This window comes from Catellatospora coxensis (assembly GCF_016862635.1).
GTDB classification, from domain to species: Bacteria; Actinomycetota; Actinomycetes; order Mycobacteriales; family Micromonosporaceae; genus Catellatospora; species Catellatospora coxensis.
The window spans coordinates 42,137-58,206 of sequence record NZ_BONI01000036.1 but is presented as its reverse complement, the minus strand read 5'-3'; the positions used below and the strand labels follow the sequence as shown (position 1 = coordinate 58,206).

Here is a 16,070-nt window from a genome sequence, read left to right as displayed (position 1 = left end):
TGCAAGAACAGCTAGAACACAGCCCGCGGGGAAGGACACCTTCCCCGCGGGCTGTGCCCGTATACCCCGCCGCTGAGGAACCGTGCCGCCCATGTCTTCTGCCTTCACCACCGGCGGCGAACCCACGCCGCAGCCCACCGGATCGGCCCCCGCCACCCGCCGCCCGGGCGGCTCGCGAGCGGTGACCCGGACCGTCGACAGCGACCCGCTCGGCGGGACGGTGCGGCGTACCACCCTGCCCAACGGCATGCGCATCCTCACCGAGGCCGTGCCCGCCATGCGCAGCGTGACCTTCGGCATCTGGGTCGGGGTCGGCTCGCGCGACGAGGCCCTCCAGCTCGGCGGGGCCTCGCACTTCCTGGAGCACCTGCTCTTCAAGGGCACCCGCAAGCGGTCCGCGCTGGACATCTCCGCGCAGATCGAGGCGGTCGGCGGCGAGACCAACGCGTACACCGCCAAGGAGTACACCTGCTACTACGCGCGGGTCCTCGACGAGGACCTGCCGCTGGCCATCGACGTCATGTGCGACGCGGTCGCCGACTCGGTGCTGGCCGAGGCCGACGTCGAGACCGAGCGCGGGGTGATCCTAGAGGAGATCGCCATGCATGCCGACGAGCCCGGCGACGAGGTGCACGACCTGCACGCCGAGGTCGTGTACGGCGATCACCCGCTGGGCCGGCTGATCTCGGGCACCGTCGAGACGATCACGCCGATGACCCGCAAGCAGATCAACAGCTTCTACCGCCGCCGGTACGCCCCGCCGGTGATCGTCGTCGCGGCCGCGGGCAACCTCGACCACGCCACCGTGGTCAAGCAGGTCCGCGAGGCGTTCGCGGGCACCCCGCTCGGTGACGCCGTGGCCGCCTCGCCCGAGCCGACCCGTTCGTCGCACTCGCGGGTCAGGCACCGCGCCCCGGCCACCCTGGTGCGCCCTGACGACACCGAGCAGGCCCACCTGGTGCTCGGCGGCCCGGCCCTGCACCGCCACGACGAGCGCCGGTTCGCGCTCGGGGTTCTCAACAACGTGCTCGGCGGCGGCATGTCCAGCCGCCTGTTCCAGCAGGTCCGCGAGAAGCGCGGCCTGGCGTACTCGGTGTACTCCTACACCTCGCAGTACGCCGAGACCGGCACGTTCGCGGTGTACGCCGGCTGTGCGCCCGCCAAGGCCGAGGAGGTCCTCGCCCTGATCCGCCAGGAACTGTCCGACGCCGCCGCCCACGGCATCACCGCCGAGGAACTGCGCCGCGGCAAGGGCATGCTCAAGGGCTCCCTGGTCCTCGGCCTGGAGGACACCGGCTCCCGGATGAGCCGCCTCGGCAAGGGCGAACTCCTGCACGGCGACCTCATGTCCGTCGACGAGCTCCTCCGCCGTATCGAGTCCGTCACCCTCGACGAGGTCAACCACATTGCCGCCAAGATCCTCAACACCCCGATGTCCCTCGCGGTCGTCGGCCCCTTCGAGGAAACCGCCTTCCAGCTCTGACCCCGCCCGCCCGCCCGCCCGGTGCGGCGCAGCGCAGCGCAGCGTTGATCATGAACTTATGGCACGGGTCGGCGGCGTGTCGTGGGCACAACTTCATGATCGAAGCGGCGGTGAGGGGCCGGGTGGGGCTGTCCCAGAAGGGCGTGGTTGGCGCGGGCTGGGCGGTCTGATCCGCTAGGTTGGGCGCGTGACTGATGACGTGGAGCTGCTGCGGGTCGGTGTGCTGGGCGCGCGGGGCCGGATGGGCATCGAGGTGTGCCGGGCCGTGGACAAGGCCGACGACCTCGACCTCGTGGCGATGATCGACCAGGGCGACTGGCTGTTCAACGCCTCGGACGCCGGCGCGCAGGTCGTGGTGGACTTCACCACGCCCGACGTGGTGATGGACAACCTGCACTGGTGCATCGACCAGGGCATCAACGTGGTGGTCGGCACCAGCGGCTTCACCGACGAGCGGCTGGCTCAGGTCAAGGGCTGGCTCGACCAGAAGCCCGAGGTCGGCGTGGTGATCGCCCCCAACTTCGGTATCGGCGCCGTGCTCATGATGGAGTTCGCCGAGCGGGCCGCCCGCCACTTCGACTCGGTGGAGATCATCGAGCAGCACCACCCGAAGAAGGTCGACGCCCCCAGCGGCACCGCGCTGCACACCGCCCGCCTCATCGAGCAGGCCCGCAAGGCGGCCGGCAAACCCGCGATGCCGGACGCCACCACCGACGAGATGGCCGGCGCGCGTGGGGCCGAGGTCGGGGGCGTACGCATCCACAGCGTGCGCGCCGCAGGCCTGGTCGCCCACCAGGAGGTCCTCTTCGGCGCCACCGGCGAGACCCTCACGATCCGCCACGACTCCTTCGACCGAGTCTCCTTCATGCCCGGCGTCCTCCTCGCCATCCGCGAGGTCGTCAACCGCCCCGGCCTCACCCTCGGCCTCAACCACCTGCTCTAACCCACCCCGCCCCCGCGAAGATCGCGACGATCTTGCTTGAACTGTGGGTACGACTCGCCCCTTCCGGGCAAAGTCCCAACAGTTCGCGCAAGATCGTCGCGATCTTCGCGCGAGGGGGTGAGCGCCGAGTTGATCATGAAGTTGTGTTCACGACAGACCGCTGACCCGTGCCATAAGTTCATGATCAACGCTGTGCGGCGCGGGGCGGAACGGCGCGGCACGGCACGGCTCAGAGTGGCGCGGCACGGAACAGTGGAGCGCGGCACGGCGCGGGATGGCGCGGCGCGGGGCAGGGTGTACGGCGTGGTCTGGTGTGTGCCCCTGCCGGGACCGGGTCAGAGGGTGGTGTGGAGGCGGAGCTGGGGGACGAGGAGGTCGTCGACGTCCAGGGCGCGGGTGGCTCCGTCGGGGGCCCAGCCGGCTGAGGTGAGGAACTTGCGGGTCGCGGCGTCGGCGTCGAAGGCCCAGCACACGGCGCTGTCGAACTTGTCGCCGCGCCACAGGTCGACGCTGGCGGCCAGCAGCCGGCTGCCGTGGCCGCGGCGGCCCCAGCGGGGCTCGACCAGCATGTCCGTGATCGCCGCCACGTTCTCGCGGTCCGGCGTGTGATCCTCGTCCGCGGCCAGGGCCCCGTCGTCGAAGGGACCGGAGGCGGCGAATCCCACCACGTATTCTTGGACGGCCTGCTCGACCGCGTTCTGCTCCACGGCGACGAGGACCCGGTGGCGGGCGCTGGGGGGCGTGGTCACCGCGTCGAGCCAGCGCTGCGCCAGGAACGCCTCGTCGATCTCGTCGAGGACGTGTTTGGGCAGCACCCGGCGATAGGCGACCCGCCAGGTCGCCAACTGGATACGTGCTATCTCGCCGGCGTCGTCGGGACGCGCCGGTCGGACGAACCCGACTGCCACGCCCGAAGCGTACCGAGCCCATCCGGGCACTGATCAGGAGGTCTGAGCTTGAGCCGCGGACGGCAGATCGCGACCGTGTCGGCACTGGCCGTCGCGTCGCTGGTGTTCGTCGCGCTTTTCGCGCAGCGGCACGGCTTCTTCGACCTGAACGTCTACTACGGCGCCGTCCGGTTCTGGGCCGACGGTGGCGAGATCTACGACTTCGTCCGGCCCTACAGCACGTACGGCTTCACGTACCCGCCGTTCGCGGCGCTGACCATGCTGCCGATGGCGCTGCTGTCCTGGCCTGCCGCGATCGTGGTGAGCTCGGCGGCGACGGTGCTGGTGACCTGGTGGCTGCTGCGGCTGCTGCTCGGCCCGGTCATCGCGGCCCAGCGCTGGACGCCGTGGTTCGTGGTGGCGGTGGCGCTGTGCCTGGTCACCGTGTACGAGCCGATGCGCGAGACGTTCCTGTTCGGCCAGGTCAACATGCTGCTGCTGGGACTGGTCGCGGCGGACCTGCTGCTGTTCGCGCGCAAGGGCAGCAGGTGGGCCGGGGTGGGCATCGGCCTGGCCACGGCGATCAAGCTGACCCCGGGCATCTTCATCGTGTACCTGCTGATCACCAAGCGCTGGCGGGCGGCGGCGGTGGCGAGCGGCACGGCCGCGGCGGCGACGCTGGGCGCGGCGGCGGTCGCCCCGGACGCCTCGCGCGAGTTCTGGACGAGCGCGCTGTGGGACACCGACCGGGTCGGCGTGCTGTCGTTCATCTCGAACCAGTCGCTGCAGGGCGTGGTGGCCCGGCTGACCGCCGGTCACCCGAGCAAGGCGCTGTGGGCGGTGCTGGTGCTGGCCGTGCTGGCGGTGTGGTTCGTACGTTCCCGGGCGGCGGTGGCGCGGGGCGACGAGGTCGCCGGGCTCGCCTTCACCGGCATCATCGGCGTGCTGATCAGCCCCGTGACCTGGGTACACCACCTGGTCTGGTTGATCCCGGCGCTGGTGCTGCTGGTCGAGCGCGGCTTCGCGGCCGCGCCGGGCAGCAGGCGGCGGTGGTCGTTGCTGGGGCTGGCCGGCGTGTCGTACGTGATCCTGTCCAGCCGGGTGGTCTGGCTGTGGGAGGGCGAGGTCGGCGGGGTCGGCACGCTGCTCGGCTCGAACCTGTACGTGTGGGTGTGCCTGGCGCTGCTGTGCTGTACGCCGCTGGGCGGGTCAGCCGCGCCGGAGGCTGCAGCGCAGCTCGGGAATGTCGACGTCGCTGCCGGTGGGCCGGTACGTCGCGCGAAGGCCGTCCGGGTGTAGCCCGTGCCGGGCGTAGAAGCGCAGCGCCCGGTGGTTGTCCGCGAGCGCCCAGAGGCGCACCTCGGGCTGCGGTAGCGCGTCGAGCGCGGCCAGCAGCAGAGCGTCGCCCGTGCCCGTGCCCCAGCGGTCGGGGTGCACGTAGATGGCGAGGATCTCGCCGTACTCCGGCTGCAGCGGGCTGCCGTCGTGTTCCTGGGCACGGTACGGGCCGTGGCAGACGAAGCCGGTGACCGTGTCGCCGTCGAGCGCGACGAGGTTGCGGAAGGGGCTGTCCGGGTCGGCCAGCCGTTCGAGCCGCGACGCGGTGCGGGCGGACACGTCGAGCGCGCTCAGCACGTGGTCGGGCACGATCCCGGCGTACGCCACCTGCCAGGCCCGTACATGCAGCTCAGCGACCGCCGCACAGTCGCCCGCCGTCTCACCCCGTACAACGATCCCCATACCGCCGAGCCTACGAAAACCCCAACCCGGGAAAGGAAGGGCACCTTCACATCGCTCCGCGTCGTAGAAGGTGCCCTTCTTAACCTGGCAGCGCCGGGACCAGGCGGGTTCGGGGGAGCGCCGCGCCCGAGGGGACATACAGCCCGCAAGAGCCCTGCTCACGCGGGGTGGGGAGTTAAGAAGGCGCCCTTCCTCTACCCATGGGGACGGTAAGATGCCCTTCCTTCGGGGAGTCGTCGGGGGTGGGGGGTAGCGTCGGGCGGCGTGGAGACGGTGACGGTTGCGCAGGCGCGGAGGATGGCGCTGGCGGCGCAGGGGTTTGCGGACCGGGGGCCGAAAGGGCCGGTGGGGGCGCGGCATCTGCGCAAGGTCGTGGGGCGCACGGGGCTGTTGCAGATCGACTCGGTGAACGTGCTGCAGCGGGCGCACTACCTGCCGGCGTACAGCCGGATCGGGGCGTACGACCCCGCCGTGCTGGACGGGGCGAGCGCCCGGCGGCCGCGCTGGCTGTTCGAGTACTGGGGCCACGAGGCGTCGCTGCTGCCGGTCGAGCTGCAGCCGCTGATGCGGTGGCGGATGGCGACCGCGCAGGGCGTGTGGGGCGGGCCGCGCAACATCGCCGCGGAGCGGCCGGACCTGGTGCGGTGGGTGCTGCAGGAGGTGCGTGACCGGGGGCCGGTGACCGCTGCCGTGATCGAGCAGGATGTGCCCAAGCCGAAGGACAACTGGGGCTGGAACTGGTCGGACGTGAAGAAGGCGCTGGAGTGGCTGTTCTACGCCGGTGAGATCACCTCGGCGGGGCGGACCAGCCAGTTCGCCCGGCTGTACGACCTCACCGAGCGGGTGCTGCCCGCCGCGGTGATGAACACCCCGACGCCGGAGCCCGCGGCGGCGTACCGGGCACTCGTCGAGATCGCGGCGCGCGGGCTGGGCGTGGCCGCGGAGCCGGAGCTGCGCGACTACTTCCGGCTGCCGCTGGCCGGGGCGCGCGCCGCGATCGCCGAGCTGACCGAGGCCGGGGTGCTCATCCCGACCCAGGTCAAGGGGTGGAAGCACCGGGCGTGGCGGCACCGCGACGCCGCCCTGCCCCGCAAGGTCGCGGTGTCCACGCTGGTCAGCCCGTTCGACCCGCTGATCTGGGAGCGTTCGCGCACCGAGCGCCTGTTCGACCTGCGCTACCGCATCGAGATCTACGTGCCCCAGGAGCAGCGGGTGCACGGCTACTACGTGCTGCCGTTCCTGCACGGAGACCGGTTCGCGGCCCGGGTCGATCTGAAGGCCGACCGCCGGGCCGGGGTGCTGCGGGTGCCCGCCGCCTGGGCCGAGCCCGGGGTCGACGAGCACGCCACGGCCGAGGCTCTCGCGGTCGAGTTGCGCAGGCTGGCGGCCTGGCTGGGGCTTGGCGAGGTGGCCGCGCCCGAGCGCGGTGATCTGGCTGCCGCGCTCGCCGACGCGGGTATGCGGGGCAGTGTAAGTTCGGTGTTGTGACCGAGGCCTCCGCCGCTGTGAACCCGCACGGCCCGCAGTTCGCGGGCGACCCCTTCACGCCTCCGCCGGCCGACCGGATCACCCGGTTCACCGACTGGCTGCGCGCCCACACGCCGGTCTGGGCGGGCCCGCTGGCGGCGCTGGCCTGCATCGGCGGCGCGCTGACCTACACCCAGCTGGCCGACCCGGCCAACGTCGGCGCGAACGCGACGCCGACCTGCCTGGTCAAGATGCTCACCGGCTTCGACTGCCCGGGCTGCGGGGGCACCCGCGCCGCCTGGTACCTGATGCAGGGCGACCTGCCCGCCGCGGCCCGCCACCACATCATGTTCGTCTTCGCCGTGCCGTTCCTGATCTACATGTACGTGGCCTGGGCCGGCAACACCACCTTCAAGTGGAAGCTGCCGCAGCTCAAGATCACCCCCAAGCACCTCGCCTGGTTCCTCGGCGCCTGGGCCGTGTTCATGGTGCTGCGCAACCTGCCCTGGGCGCCGTTCACGTACTTCTTCGTCTGACCGCTCTGACCACCCTGGCCGCACGCCGGACGCCCGCTCATCGGGCGGCGTGCGGGTTCACGGCCCGACTTGCATCGACGCTGGCCTATTACATCGACTTTTCGCGATCGCGAGTCGATGTGATAGGCCAGCGTCGATAGAAGGAGGGGTGGGTCGGGGCCGGTCGGTCTGGTCAGGCGGGGACGACGCGGCGGAGGGTGATGTCGCCGGAGGCGGTGCGGACCTTCAGGGTGAGGGTGCCGGCCGTGGTCTCGGTGGGCGGTGCGGTGGTGGACATGTTCAGATCGCTGCGGGTACGCCCGGCGGCGGTGCTCAGGTCGAGCCAGGCGCCCGTGCCCGCGGCGACGCCGACGGTGATGTCGCCGCTCGCCGAGTTCAGCCTGGCCTCGCCGGAGCGGGCCACGCCGACGGCGATGTCCCCGGAGGCCGTGGTGACCCTGGCGTCGCCGTCCACCCCGCCGAGTTCAACGTCGCCGCTGGCGGTGTGCACGGTGGCGGTGCGTCCGACGTGGCCGGTCCGCACGTCGCCGGAGGCGCTGCTGGCATTCAGGTGGCCGCCGACCGTGCTCAGGCGTACGTCGCCGCTGGAGCTTTTGACCGTGACGTCGCCGGTCACCGGCCCGAGGGACACGTCGCCACTGGCGGAGCTGAACACCGCGTCGTGGTAGGTGCCCTCGCACGCCGCGTCGGCGGAGGCGACCTTGACGCTCAGTGCGCTGCCGGTGGGCAGCTCGACGCGGACGAGGAGGCGGGCGCGGCGGAACAGCCGCCAGCCGCCGTGCTCGGGGGCCTGGACCAGCAGGTGCCGGCCCTCCACAAAGCTGATCTTGGTCTCGCGTACCGCCTCGGCGCTGGACTCGCTGCTGTCCATGGCGGTGACGCTGACCGTGGCGGTGTCGCGGTCGGAGGCGACCACCTCCAGGCGGCCGGCGGCGACGCGCAGGTCGGCCCGGATGGTGCCGGTGCAGGGGAAGGTCTGGTTCATGGTCGTCTCCTGGGGTCAGGCCTGGGCCCAGCCGGTGACCCGGCGGCCGAGGTGGGAGGTGGGCGGCGGGGTGACCGGGCGCAGCGCGTTCGCGGTGGCGCGCACCAGCCAGGAGTTGACCGAGATGCCCTCGGCCGAGGCGGCCCGCTCGGCCGCCTCCTTGAGCTGCTCGGGCAGGCGCAGGGTGAGCCGGGCCTGGTCGCCGCCCTCGGTGAGCAGCGGGTCGGGCGCGGCGGCGGCCGGCTCGTGCGCCGGGGCGGCGGGCGTGGTGACCACCAGGTCGGCCTCGCGCCCGCGGATGCGCACCTCGACGGTCGGGCCGTCGAGCTTCGTGGTGATCTCGGCGCTCGCGTCGGCCAGCACCTCGATCAGGCAGAGCCGGGCCGACGCGTCGAGGGCGAGGGTCAGCAGTTCGGCGGTGCGGGCGACGTCGTCGCCGGCGGGCGCGGCCGCCGCGGCGAGATCCCGCCGCAGCGACTCGAGGTACGGGGACAGGTCCATGACATCACTATGACGTCAGAAATGACGTCACGCAAGTGTCAGTTTGGTGTCGGGTCGACGCCGCACTGATGTCAGTCGCGAGAGACGGCTGCCGCTTATCGTCTTCCGGACAATGGCGGCTATATCCCACCAGCAGGCCGGCGGCCGCGGAACGCTAAGCTGGCGCGTGTGACTGAGATGGTGAAGCCCTCCGTGCAGCTGATCGCCTGGACGAACTTCCAGGCCCCGGCCGACGTGCCGTGGGAGACCGACGCCGAGGGCGGCCAGGCGCTGGCGGAGTTCGCCGGCCGGGCCTGCTACCAGTCCTGGTCCAAGCCGAACCCGGCCACCGCGACCAACGAGGGCTACCTGCGCCACATCCTCGAGGTGGGTCACCTGTCGGTGCTCGAGCACGGCACCGCGACGTTCTACTTCACGGGCGTCTCACGTTCTTTCACGCACGAACTGATCCGGCACCGGCACTTCTCGTACTCCCAGCTGTCCCAGCGCTACGTCCCGGAGCGCGACGCGGCCATGGTCGAGCCCGAGGTGATCGCGGCCAACCCGGAGCTGCACAAGAAGTTCGTCGAGGCCAGCGAGGCCGCGGTGCGGGCGTACAACGAGCTCCTGGAGGGTCTGGAGGCCACCTTCGCGGACGTGCCGAACGCCACTCTGCGGCGCAAGCAGGCCCGTCAGGCGGCCCGCGCGGTGCTCCCGAACGCCACCGAGACCCGGATCGTGGTCACCGGCAACTACCGTGCGTGGCGGCACTTCATCGCCATGCGGGCGACCGAGCACGCCGACGTGGAGATCCGCGAGCTGGCCATCGCCACCCTCCGTGAACTGCAGAAACTCGCACCGAGCGTATTCGGCGACTTCTCGATCAGCGCCCTTCCGGACGGCTCGGAGATCGCCTCCAGCGTCTACACCTGGGAGTCCTGAGGGCCACGATGGCCCCCGTCGTATTCCGCTAGGTTGTGTGCATGACGAACAACGCTCAACGGCCGTTCGGCCGCCTGCTCACCGCGATGGTCACGCCGTTCGGCGCCGACGGGGCCGTCGACGCCGACGGTGCCGCGCGCCTCGCGGCGTACCTCGTCGACGAGCAGCGCAACGACGCGTTGGTCGTCAACGGCACCACCGGTGAGTCGCCGACCACGACCGACGCGGAGAAGGACGCCGTGATCCGCGCCGTCGTCGAGGCCGTCGGCGACCGGGCCCAGGTGGTGGCCGGGGTCGGCACGTTCAGCACCCACCACACCGTCGAGCTGGCCCGCTCGGCCGAGAAGGCGGGCGCGCACGGCCTGCTCGTCGTCTCGCCGTACTACAACAAGCCGCCGCAGGCGGGCCTGGTCAAGCACTTCACCACGGTCGCCGACGCGGTCGACGTGCCGGTCCTGCTGTACGACATCCCGCACCGCACCGGCGTCGCGATCTCCACCGACACCATGGTCACCCTGGCCGGGCACCCGCGCATCGTGGGCGTCAAGGACGCCAAGGGCGACCTCGCCGCCGCGTCCTGGGTCATGCACCGTGCCGAGTTCGCCTACTACAGCGGCGACGACGCGGCCACCCTCCCGCTGCTGTCGATCGGCGGCGTCGGCGTGGTCGGCACCTCGACCCACTTCACCGGGGTCGGCACGAAAGACCTGATCGAGGCGTACGAGCGCGGAGACGTCGCCGAGGCGCGGCGCCTGCACCAGACGCTGCTCCCGCTGTACACCGGAATCTTCCGCACCCAGGGCACCATCCTGGTCAAGGCGGGCCTGAACGTCCGCGGCCTGCCCGCCGGGCCGGTCCGCCCGCCACTGGTCGACGCGACCGAGGCCGAGCTGGCGCAGCTGCGCATCGACTGCGCGGACGCCGGCCTGCCGCTCTAGACGCCACCGGGGCGCGAAGCCCCAGCACGAAACGGCGCGCCGCGTGCCGCAGCCCTGAGACGGCGGCACCCGCGCCGGAGAACATAAGGAGTGATGTTCATTGACCTCGCCGCAACTGGAGACCGGGCGTAGCGCCAATCTGGGCGCGCCCCCGCCGCTGCCCGAAGGAGGCCTGCGGATCATCCCGCTGGGCGGGCTGGGGGCCATCGGCCGCAACATGACCGTGTTCGAGTTCGGCGGCAAGCTGCTGATCGTCGACTGCGGCGTGCTGTTCCCGGACACCGCCGACCAGCCCGGCGTCGACCTGATCCTGCCGGACTTCGCGCCGATCCTGGACCGCCTCGGCGACGTCCAGGCCATCGTGCTGACGCACGGCCACGAGGACCACATCGGCGCCGTGCCCTACCTGCTCGCCCACAAGAACGACATCCCGCTGGTCGGCTCCCAGTTCACGCTGGCGCTGATCGAGGCGAAGCTGGCCGAGCGGCGCATCACGCCGTACACGCTGACCGTCGCCGAGGGGCAGCGCGAGCGGCTCGGGCCGTTCGAGCTGGAGTTCTTCGCGGTCAACCACTCGATCCCGGACGCGCTCGCGGTCGCCATCCGCACCGAGGCGGGCCTGGTGCTGCACACCGGCGACTTCAAGATGGACCAGCTGCCGCTGGACGGGCGCATCACCGACCTGGCCGGCTTCGCCCGGCTCGGCGCGGAGGGCGTCGACCTGCTGCTGTCGGACTCCACCAACGCGGAGATCCCGGGCTTCGTCTCGCCGGAGAAGCAGATCGGCCCCGTGCTCGGTTCGATCTTCGGCAAGGCGACCGGCCGCATCATCGTGGCCTCGTTCGCCTCGCACGTGCACCGGGTGCAGCAGGTGTTCGACGCGGCCGAGGAGCACGGCCGCAAGGTCGCCCTGATCGGCCGGTCCATGGTCCGCAACATGGGCATCGCCCGCGACCTCGGCCTGCTGAAGGTCAAGGCCGGCCTGGTGGTGAACATGGAGGAGGCGGCGAGCCTGCCGCCGAACGAGATCGTGCTGATGTCGACCGGTTCGCAGGGCGAGCCGATGAGCGCGCTGGGCCGGATGGCCACCGGCGACCACCGCCACATCACGGTCGGTCCCAACGACACCGTGGTGCTGGCCAGCTCGCTGGTCCCCGGCAACGAGACCAGCGTGTACCGGGTGATCAACCAGCTGGCCCGGCTCGGCGCGAACGTCATCCACAAGGACGTCGCCAAGGTCCACGTCAGCGGCCACGCCCCCGCGGGTGAGCTGCTCTACCTGCTCAACGTCGTGAAGCCGAGCAACCTGATGCCGGTGCACGGCGAGTGGCGGCACCTGCGGGCGCATGCTCAGCTCGGCGTCGACTCCGGGGTGGACCCGTCCCGGGTGGTGCTGTGCGAGGACGGCGACGTCGTCGACCTCGTCGAGGGCCATGCCAAGCTGGTCGGCCACGTCAAGAGCCGGTACGTCTATGTGGACGGTCTGGCCATCGGCGACGTCGGCGAGAGCCTGCTGACCGAGCGCCGGGTGCTGGGCGACGGCGGCTTCATCGCGGTCACCGTGGTCGTCGACTCGGTCACCGGCAAGGTGGTGGGCGGCCCGCTGCTGTCGGCGAAGGGCTTCTCCGAGGATCCGACCGCGTTCGACCCGGCGCTGCCGCTGGTCACCGAGGCCCTGGACCGCGCGGCGCTGGACGGCGTGACCGACGCCCACCAGCTCCAGCAGATCGTCCGCCGGGTCGTCGGCCGCTGGGTCAACGAGGCCTACCGCCGCCGCCCGATGATCGTCCCCTCCGTCCTGGAGGTCTGACCCCGACTGTCCGCCGTGGACCCCCTCCCGCGTTGATCATGAACTTAGGACAACGACACGCCGTCGAACCGTTCCATAAGTTCATGATCAACGTGGAGGGGTTACGGTGTGGGGCATGGCGGGCCGTACTTCCTCATCGAGCCGTCGTCGAGCTGCCACGCCGACGAAGGCCGCGGCCGCGCGTACCCGACAGACCGGCCGCGCGCCCGCCCGGCGCGCCCCCGCGCGGCGGCCCGCGGCGCGCCGCCGGACCCGCGCCACCATCAACCCGGCCGCGATCTTCGGCCGCCTGATCGGCGGCATCTGGATGGCGATCGCGCACGGCCTCGGCTGGATGGTGCGCGCCGTCGGCTCGCAGGCGGCCAAGGCCCGCGACCTCGACCCGGAGCACCGTCGCGACGGCCTCGGCCTGCTGCTGATCGCGCTGTCCATCCTGTTCGGCGTCGCCGTCTGGGGCTCGGCCCAGGGCAGTGGCGGCACCTTCGGCGCCTGGCTGGCCGACACCACCCGCTTCTTCATCGGCGCGACCGCCGCCGCGCTGCCCCTGCTGCTGTTCGTGTGCGGCGTCCGGGTGATGCGCTCCGAGCCCGACCCCGCCCAGCGCGGGCGGGGCATCGTCGGCTGGACGGCGCTCACCCTCGCCTCGACCGCGCTGCTGCACATCGCGTTCGCCCCGGTCGAGGTCCAGCAGATGGAGCAGAGCGGCGGGCTGCTCGGCAAGCTCGTCGGCGGCGGTCTCGCCGGTGTGCTGTCGGGCTTCGTCGCGGTCCTGCTCTTCATCCTGCTGCTGACCTTCGGCGTACTGGTCATCACGGCGACACCGGTCAACAAGATCCCGGAACGGCTCGCGCACCTGCGCGACAGCCTGCTCGGCGTGGCCACCCCGGAGCGCTCCGAGGAGGACGTCGAGGACGAGCAGGAGGTCCCCGCTCCGCGGCGCCGCAAGCGGCTCACCCCGCCCGCGGCGTTCAGCCCGCCGGATCCGGACGACGACTTCGACGACGCGGCATACGAGCGGCACCTCGCCGAGCAGGAGACCGTCGCCATCGAGCGGCCGGCCAAGCGGCGCAAGCCCGACCCGCCCCAGCACACCCCGCCGCCCACCAAGACCGAGCAGATGATGCTGCCCAGCCTCGGGGGCGACTACACCCTCCCGCCCGCCAACCTGCTCAAGCCCGGCGAGGCGGCCAAGACCCGGTCCAAGGCCAACGACGAGGTCATCGCCGCGCTCGCGCACGTGTTCGACCAGTTCGATGTGGACGCGGCGGTGACCGGCTTCACCCGGGGGCCGACGGTCACCCGCTACGAGGTCGAGCTCGGGCTCGGGGTGAAGGTGGAGCGCATCACCGCCCTGTCGCGCAACATCGCGTACGCGGTGAAGAGCCCCGACGTGCGCATCCTGAGCCCGATCCCGGGCAAGAGCGCGGTCGGCGTGGAGATCCCCAACACCGACCGCGAGGACGTGGCGCTCGGCGACGTGCTGCGCTCCCGGGTGGCCACCTCGGAGCAGCACCCGATGGTGGTCGCGCTCGGCAAGGACATCGAGGGCGGCTACGTGGTGGCCAACCTCGCCAAGATGCCGCACATCCTCATCGCCGGCGCGACCGGCGCGGGCAAGTCCTCCTGCCTCAACTCGTTGCTGGTGTCGATCCTGGCGCGGGCCACCCCGGACCAGGTGCGGCTGCTGCTGATCGACCCCAAGCGCGTCGAGATGACCAACTACGAGGGCATCCCGCACCTGGTGACCCCGATCGTCACCAACCCCAAGAAGGCCGCGGACGCCCTCGAATGGGTCGTCCGCGAGATGGACATGCGCTACGACGACCTCGCCGCCGCCGGGGTGCGCCACATCGACGACTACAACCGCAAGCTGCGGGCCGGCCAGATCAAGCCGCCGCCCGGCTCCGAGCGCGTGCTCAAGCCGTACCCGTACCTGCTGGTGGTCGTCGACGAGCTGGCCGACCTCATGATGGTCGCGCCGCGCGACGTCGAGGACTCGATCGTGCGCATCACCCAGCTGGCCCGCGCGGCCGGCATCCACCTGGTGCTGGCCACCCAGCGCCCGTCGGTCGACGTGGTGACCGGCCTGATCAAGGCCAACGTGCCGTCCCGGCTCGCGTTCGCGACCAGCTCGCTGGCCGACTCCCGGGTCATCCTGGACCAGCCCGGCGCCGAGAAGCTGATCGGCCGCGGCGACGCGCTGTTCCTGCCGATGGGCGCGAGCAAGCCGCAGCGCATCCAGGGCTCCTGGGTCAGCGAGAACGAGATGAACGACATCGTCGCGTTCTGCAAGCGCCAGCGCGAGCCGGAGTTCCGCCCCGAGGTGCTCGCCCCGGTGCAGGACACCAAGAAGAAGATCGACGAGGAGATCGGCGACGACCTGACGCTGCTCGTGCAGGCGATCGAGCTGGTCGTGGTGTCCCAGCTCGGCTCGACCAGCATGTTGCAGCGCAAGCTGCGTGTCGGCTTCGCCAAGGCGGGACGGCTGATGGACCTCATGGAGACCCGCGGCATCGTCGGGCCGTCCGAGGGCTCCAAGGCCCGCGAGGTGCTGATCAAGCCGGACGAGCTGGCGGAGGTGCTGGCCGCACTCGGCGTCGACGACGACTGAGGTGCTGGCCGGGGGCATCGTCACTGGGCCCTCGCGGATCGCGTTGTGGCTGGCCGCGGTCGTGGTGATGGCCGCCTCGCCGTACCTGCACCCGCTGGCGGAGTGGAGCATCTCCTCGGCGCATTTCGTGGAGCGGCACGGCCTCATCGTGATCGTGGCGCTCGGCGAGTCGATCGTCGCCATCGGCGTCGGCGCGGCCGGGCTGCCACTGACCGGCCCGCTGATCGCGGTCGCCGGACTCGGCCTGACGCTGTCGTTCCTGCTGTGGTGGACCTACTTCGGCGGCGACGACGTACGCGCCGAGCACGCGCTGGACGCGGTGCCCTCGATGCGGCGCGGCCGGGTGGCCCTGCACGCGTTCGGCTGGGCGCACGTGCCGCTGCTGCTCGGCGTGGTCGCCTTCGCCGCCGGGGTGAAGAAGGCCACCACGTACGCCGACGCGCACGTGTACCTCCCGCAGGCGCTGCTGCTGGCCGGTGGCATCGCCGTCTTCCTGCTCGGCGACGCGCTGTTCCGCGGCGTACTGGGCATCGGCCGGCGCCGCTACCGCCTGCTCGGCGCCCTCGCCGTCCTCGCCACCGTCCCCCTCGGCGTCCTGCACACCCTGGCCCAGCTCATCACCCTCACTCTCATCCTGGCCGCCATGCTCACCCTCGAATCCCGCCGCCCCCTCCCGCGTTGATCATGAACTTATGGCACGGCTCGACGGCGTGTCCCCACCACAACTTCATGATCACCCACCTGGCCCGCCCGCCCCGGTCGGGGCGGTGAGGCGCTGCGGTTTCGGGGAAAGTGCGCCTTTGCGGGTCGGCGAAGCTGCACTTTCCCCGAAACTGCGCGAGCGCGCGAGCGCGCGGGAGCGCGGGCGGCGTCGGGAGGGGCGGGTGGCGTCAGGAGGGGGTGGGGTTGGGGGTGCGGCGGGTGCGGAGGACCGCGATCAGGGCGAACGCGCTCACGGCGGACCAGACGCCCTCCAGGAGGAGGAAGCCCCAGTCCTGGCTGGTCCAGGCGAGCCAGGCGAGCACGCCGGCGCCGAGGGTGTTGGCGATCAGGTAGCCGAGCGAGCGGGGAGTGGTCCAGCCGAGCTGGGCCGCCACGTATCCGGCCAGCACGGTCAGCGCGCCCAGGATCTGCAGGACGTCATGATTCATGATCGTGTCTTCTGCGCGCCGTCTTGTCGTTCCGGGTACGGCAGGCACTCGTCCGGGGCAGGCGCCGGAGGGCGCGGCCGTCGGCAAGGGTAGCCCG

General features: G+C 71.6%; 15 protein-coding genes and 1 riboswitch. Of the genes, 10 read left to right on the top strand and 5 right to left on the bottom strand.

The features are described 5' to 3' along the window. Positions 1-91: 91 nt before the first annotated feature. Positions 92-1,483: a M16 family metallopeptidase gene (locus Cco03nite_RS21395; protein WP_203693932.1), complete on the top strand. Its 1,392-nt coding sequence runs from the start codon at positions 92-94 to the stop codon at positions 1,481-1,483. Positions 1,484-1,670: 187 nt separating this feature from the next. Beyond that, positions 1,671-2,426 (top strand): 4-hydroxy-tetrahydrodipicolinate reductase, encoded by a 756-nt coding sequence (gene dapB / locus Cco03nite_RS21390; protein WP_203693931.1) that lies wholly within the window; start codon positions 1,671-1,673, stop codon positions 2,424-2,426. A gap of 335 nt (positions 2,427-2,761) precedes the next feature. Here dapB and Cco03nite_RS21385 read toward each other — a convergent pair whose 3' ends face one another. Continuing rightward, positions 2,762-3,334 carry a GNAT family N-acetyltransferase gene (locus Cco03nite_RS21385; protein WP_203693930.1) on the bottom strand — a complete coding sequence of 191 codons (573 nt, stop codon included), beginning with the start codon at positions 3,332-3,334 and terminating at the stop codon, positions 2,762-2,764. A 42-nt stretch (positions 3,335-3,376) separates the two neighbouring features. On the opposite strand from Cco03nite_RS21385, the gene Cco03nite_RS21380 reads away from it, so the two are divergent. Beyond that, complete coding sequence (locus Cco03nite_RS21380; RefSeq protein ID WP_203693968.1) at positions 3,377-4,612, top strand: glycosyltransferase 87 family protein; 1,236 nt, start codon at positions 3,377-3,379, stop codon at positions 4,610-4,612. On the opposite strand, the gene Cco03nite_RS21375 is transcribed toward Cco03nite_RS21380, so the two are convergent. Next, on the bottom strand, positions 4,523-5,053 hold the full coding sequence (locus tag Cco03nite_RS21375) for a GNAT family N-acetyltransferase (RefSeq protein WP_203693929.1): 531 nt from the start codon (positions 5,051-5,053) through the stop codon (positions 4,523-4,525). The genes Cco03nite_RS21380 and Cco03nite_RS21375 overlap by 90 nt on opposite strands. 297 nt (positions 5,054-5,350) lie before the next feature. Here Cco03nite_RS21375 and Cco03nite_RS21370 point away from each other — a divergent pair, with 297 nt between their 5' ends. Beyond that, on the top strand, positions 5,351-6,541 hold the full coding sequence (locus Cco03nite_RS21370) for a winged helix-turn-helix domain-containing protein (RefSeq protein ID WP_203693967.1): 1,191 nt from the start codon (positions 5,351-5,353) through the stop codon (positions 6,539-6,541). After that, the gene (locus Cco03nite_RS21365; RefSeq protein ID WP_203693928.1) at positions 6,538-7,056 is read left to right on the top strand and encodes a DUF2752 domain-containing protein; all 519 of its coding nucleotides are present in this window, start codon (positions 6,538-6,540) and stop codon (positions 7,054-7,056) included. Before Cco03nite_RS21370 ends, Cco03nite_RS21365 begins: the two co-directional genes overlap by 4 nt. Before the next feature lie 172 nt (positions 7,057-7,228). Here Cco03nite_RS21365 and Cco03nite_RS21360 read toward each other — a convergent pair whose 3' ends face one another. Together Cco03nite_RS21360 and Cco03nite_RS21355 are read right to left on the bottom strand one after the other, a co-directional pair. Next, complete coding sequence (locus Cco03nite_RS21360) at positions 7,229-8,041, bottom strand: DUF4097 family beta strand repeat-containing protein (RefSeq protein WP_203693927.1); 813 nt, start codon at positions 8,039-8,041, stop codon at positions 7,229-7,231. Between the two features lie 15 nt (positions 8,042-8,056). After that, on the bottom strand, positions 8,057-8,542 hold the full coding sequence (locus Cco03nite_RS21355) for a toxin-antitoxin system HicB family antitoxin (RefSeq protein WP_203693926.1): 486 nt from the start codon (positions 8,540-8,542) through the stop codon (positions 8,057-8,059). A gap of 177 nt (positions 8,543-8,719) precedes the next feature. On the opposite strand from Cco03nite_RS21355, the gene thyX reads away from it, so the two are divergent. The 5 genes from thyX (at position 8,720) to Cco03nite_RS21330 (ending at position 15,504) form a co-directional block, all read left to right on the top strand. Beyond that, on the top strand, positions 8,720-9,463 hold the full coding sequence (gene thyX, locus Cco03nite_RS21350) for an FAD-dependent thymidylate synthase (protein ID WP_203693966.1): 744 nt from the start codon (positions 8,720-8,722) through the stop codon (positions 9,461-9,463). A gap of 41 nt (positions 9,464-9,504) precedes the next feature. Then, positions 9,505-10,401 (top strand): 4-hydroxy-tetrahydrodipicolinate synthase, encoded by an 897-nt coding sequence (gene dapA / locus Cco03nite_RS21345; RefSeq protein WP_203693925.1) that lies wholly within the window; start codon positions 9,505-9,507, stop codon positions 10,399-10,401. 139 nt (positions 10,402-10,540) lie between these two features. Next, a complete protein-coding gene (locus Cco03nite_RS21340; RefSeq protein ID WP_275412067.1) occupies positions 10,541-12,211 on the top strand; it encodes a ribonuclease J in 1,671 nt (556 codons plus the stop codon). Positions 12,212-12,326: 115 nt separating this feature from the next. Then, positions 12,327-14,822: an FtsK/SpoIIIE family DNA translocase gene (locus tag Cco03nite_RS21335; RefSeq protein ID WP_203693924.1), complete on the top strand. Its 2,496-nt coding sequence runs from the start codon at positions 12,327-12,329 to the stop codon at positions 14,820-14,822. 1 nt (position 14,823) lies between these two features. Beyond that, the gene (locus Cco03nite_RS21330) at positions 14,824-15,504 is read left to right on the top strand and encodes a low temperature requirement protein A (protein ID WP_239167535.1); all 681 of its coding nucleotides are present in this window, start codon (positions 14,824-14,826) and stop codon (positions 15,502-15,504) included. A gap of 208 nt (positions 15,505-15,712) precedes the next feature. On the opposite strand, the gene Cco03nite_RS21325 is transcribed toward Cco03nite_RS21330, so the two are convergent. Next, complete coding sequence (locus tag Cco03nite_RS21325) at positions 15,713-15,973, bottom strand: CBU_0592 family membrane protein (RefSeq protein ID WP_203693923.1); 261 nt, start codon at positions 15,971-15,973, stop codon at positions 15,713-15,715. Between the two features lie 12 nt (positions 15,974-15,985). Next, positions 15,986-16,053, bottom strand: a riboswitch (guanidine-III (ykkC-III) riboswitch). Positions 16,054-16,070 lie beyond the last annotated feature (17 nt).

What these genes read in the sequence shown, in the direction of transcription:
- Cco03nite_RS21395 (WP_203693932.1), top strand. Translation starts at nt 92, where the DNA reads ATGTCTTCTGCCTTCACCACCGGCGGCGAACCCACGCCGCAGCCCACC.
- Cco03nite_RS21375 (WP_203693929.1), bottom strand. Translation starts at nt 5,053, where the DNA reads ATGGGGATCGTTGTACGGGGTGAGACGGCGGGCGACTGTGCGGCGGTC.
- Cco03nite_RS21370 (WP_203693967.1), top strand. Translation starts at nt 5,351, where the DNA reads ATGGCGCTGGCGGCGCAGGGGTTTGCGGACCGGGGGCCGAAAGGGCCG.
- Cco03nite_RS21360 (WP_203693927.1), bottom strand. Translation starts at nt 8,041, where the DNA reads ATGAACCAGACCTTCCCCTGCACCGGCACCATCCGGGCCGACCTGCGC.
- Cco03nite_RS21355 (WP_203693926.1), bottom strand. Translation starts at nt 8,542, where the DNA reads ATGGACCTGTCCCCGTACCTCGAGTCGCTGCGGCGGGATCTCGCCGCG.
- thyX (WP_203693966.1), top strand. Translation starts at nt 8,720, where the DNA reads ATGGTGAAGCCCTCCGTGCAGCTGATCGCCTGGACGAACTTCCAGGCC.
- dapA (WP_203693925.1), top strand. Translation starts at nt 9,505, where the DNA reads ATGACGAACAACGCTCAACGGCCGTTCGGCCGCCTGCTCACCGCGATG.
- Cco03nite_RS21335 (WP_203693924.1), top strand. Translation starts at nt 12,327, where the DNA reads ATGGCGGGCCGTACTTCCTCATCGAGCCGTCGTCGAGCTGCCACGCCG.
- Cco03nite_RS21325 (WP_203693923.1), bottom strand. Translation starts at nt 15,973, where the DNA reads ATGAATCATGACGTCCTGCAGATCCTGGGCGCGCTGACCGTGCTGGCC.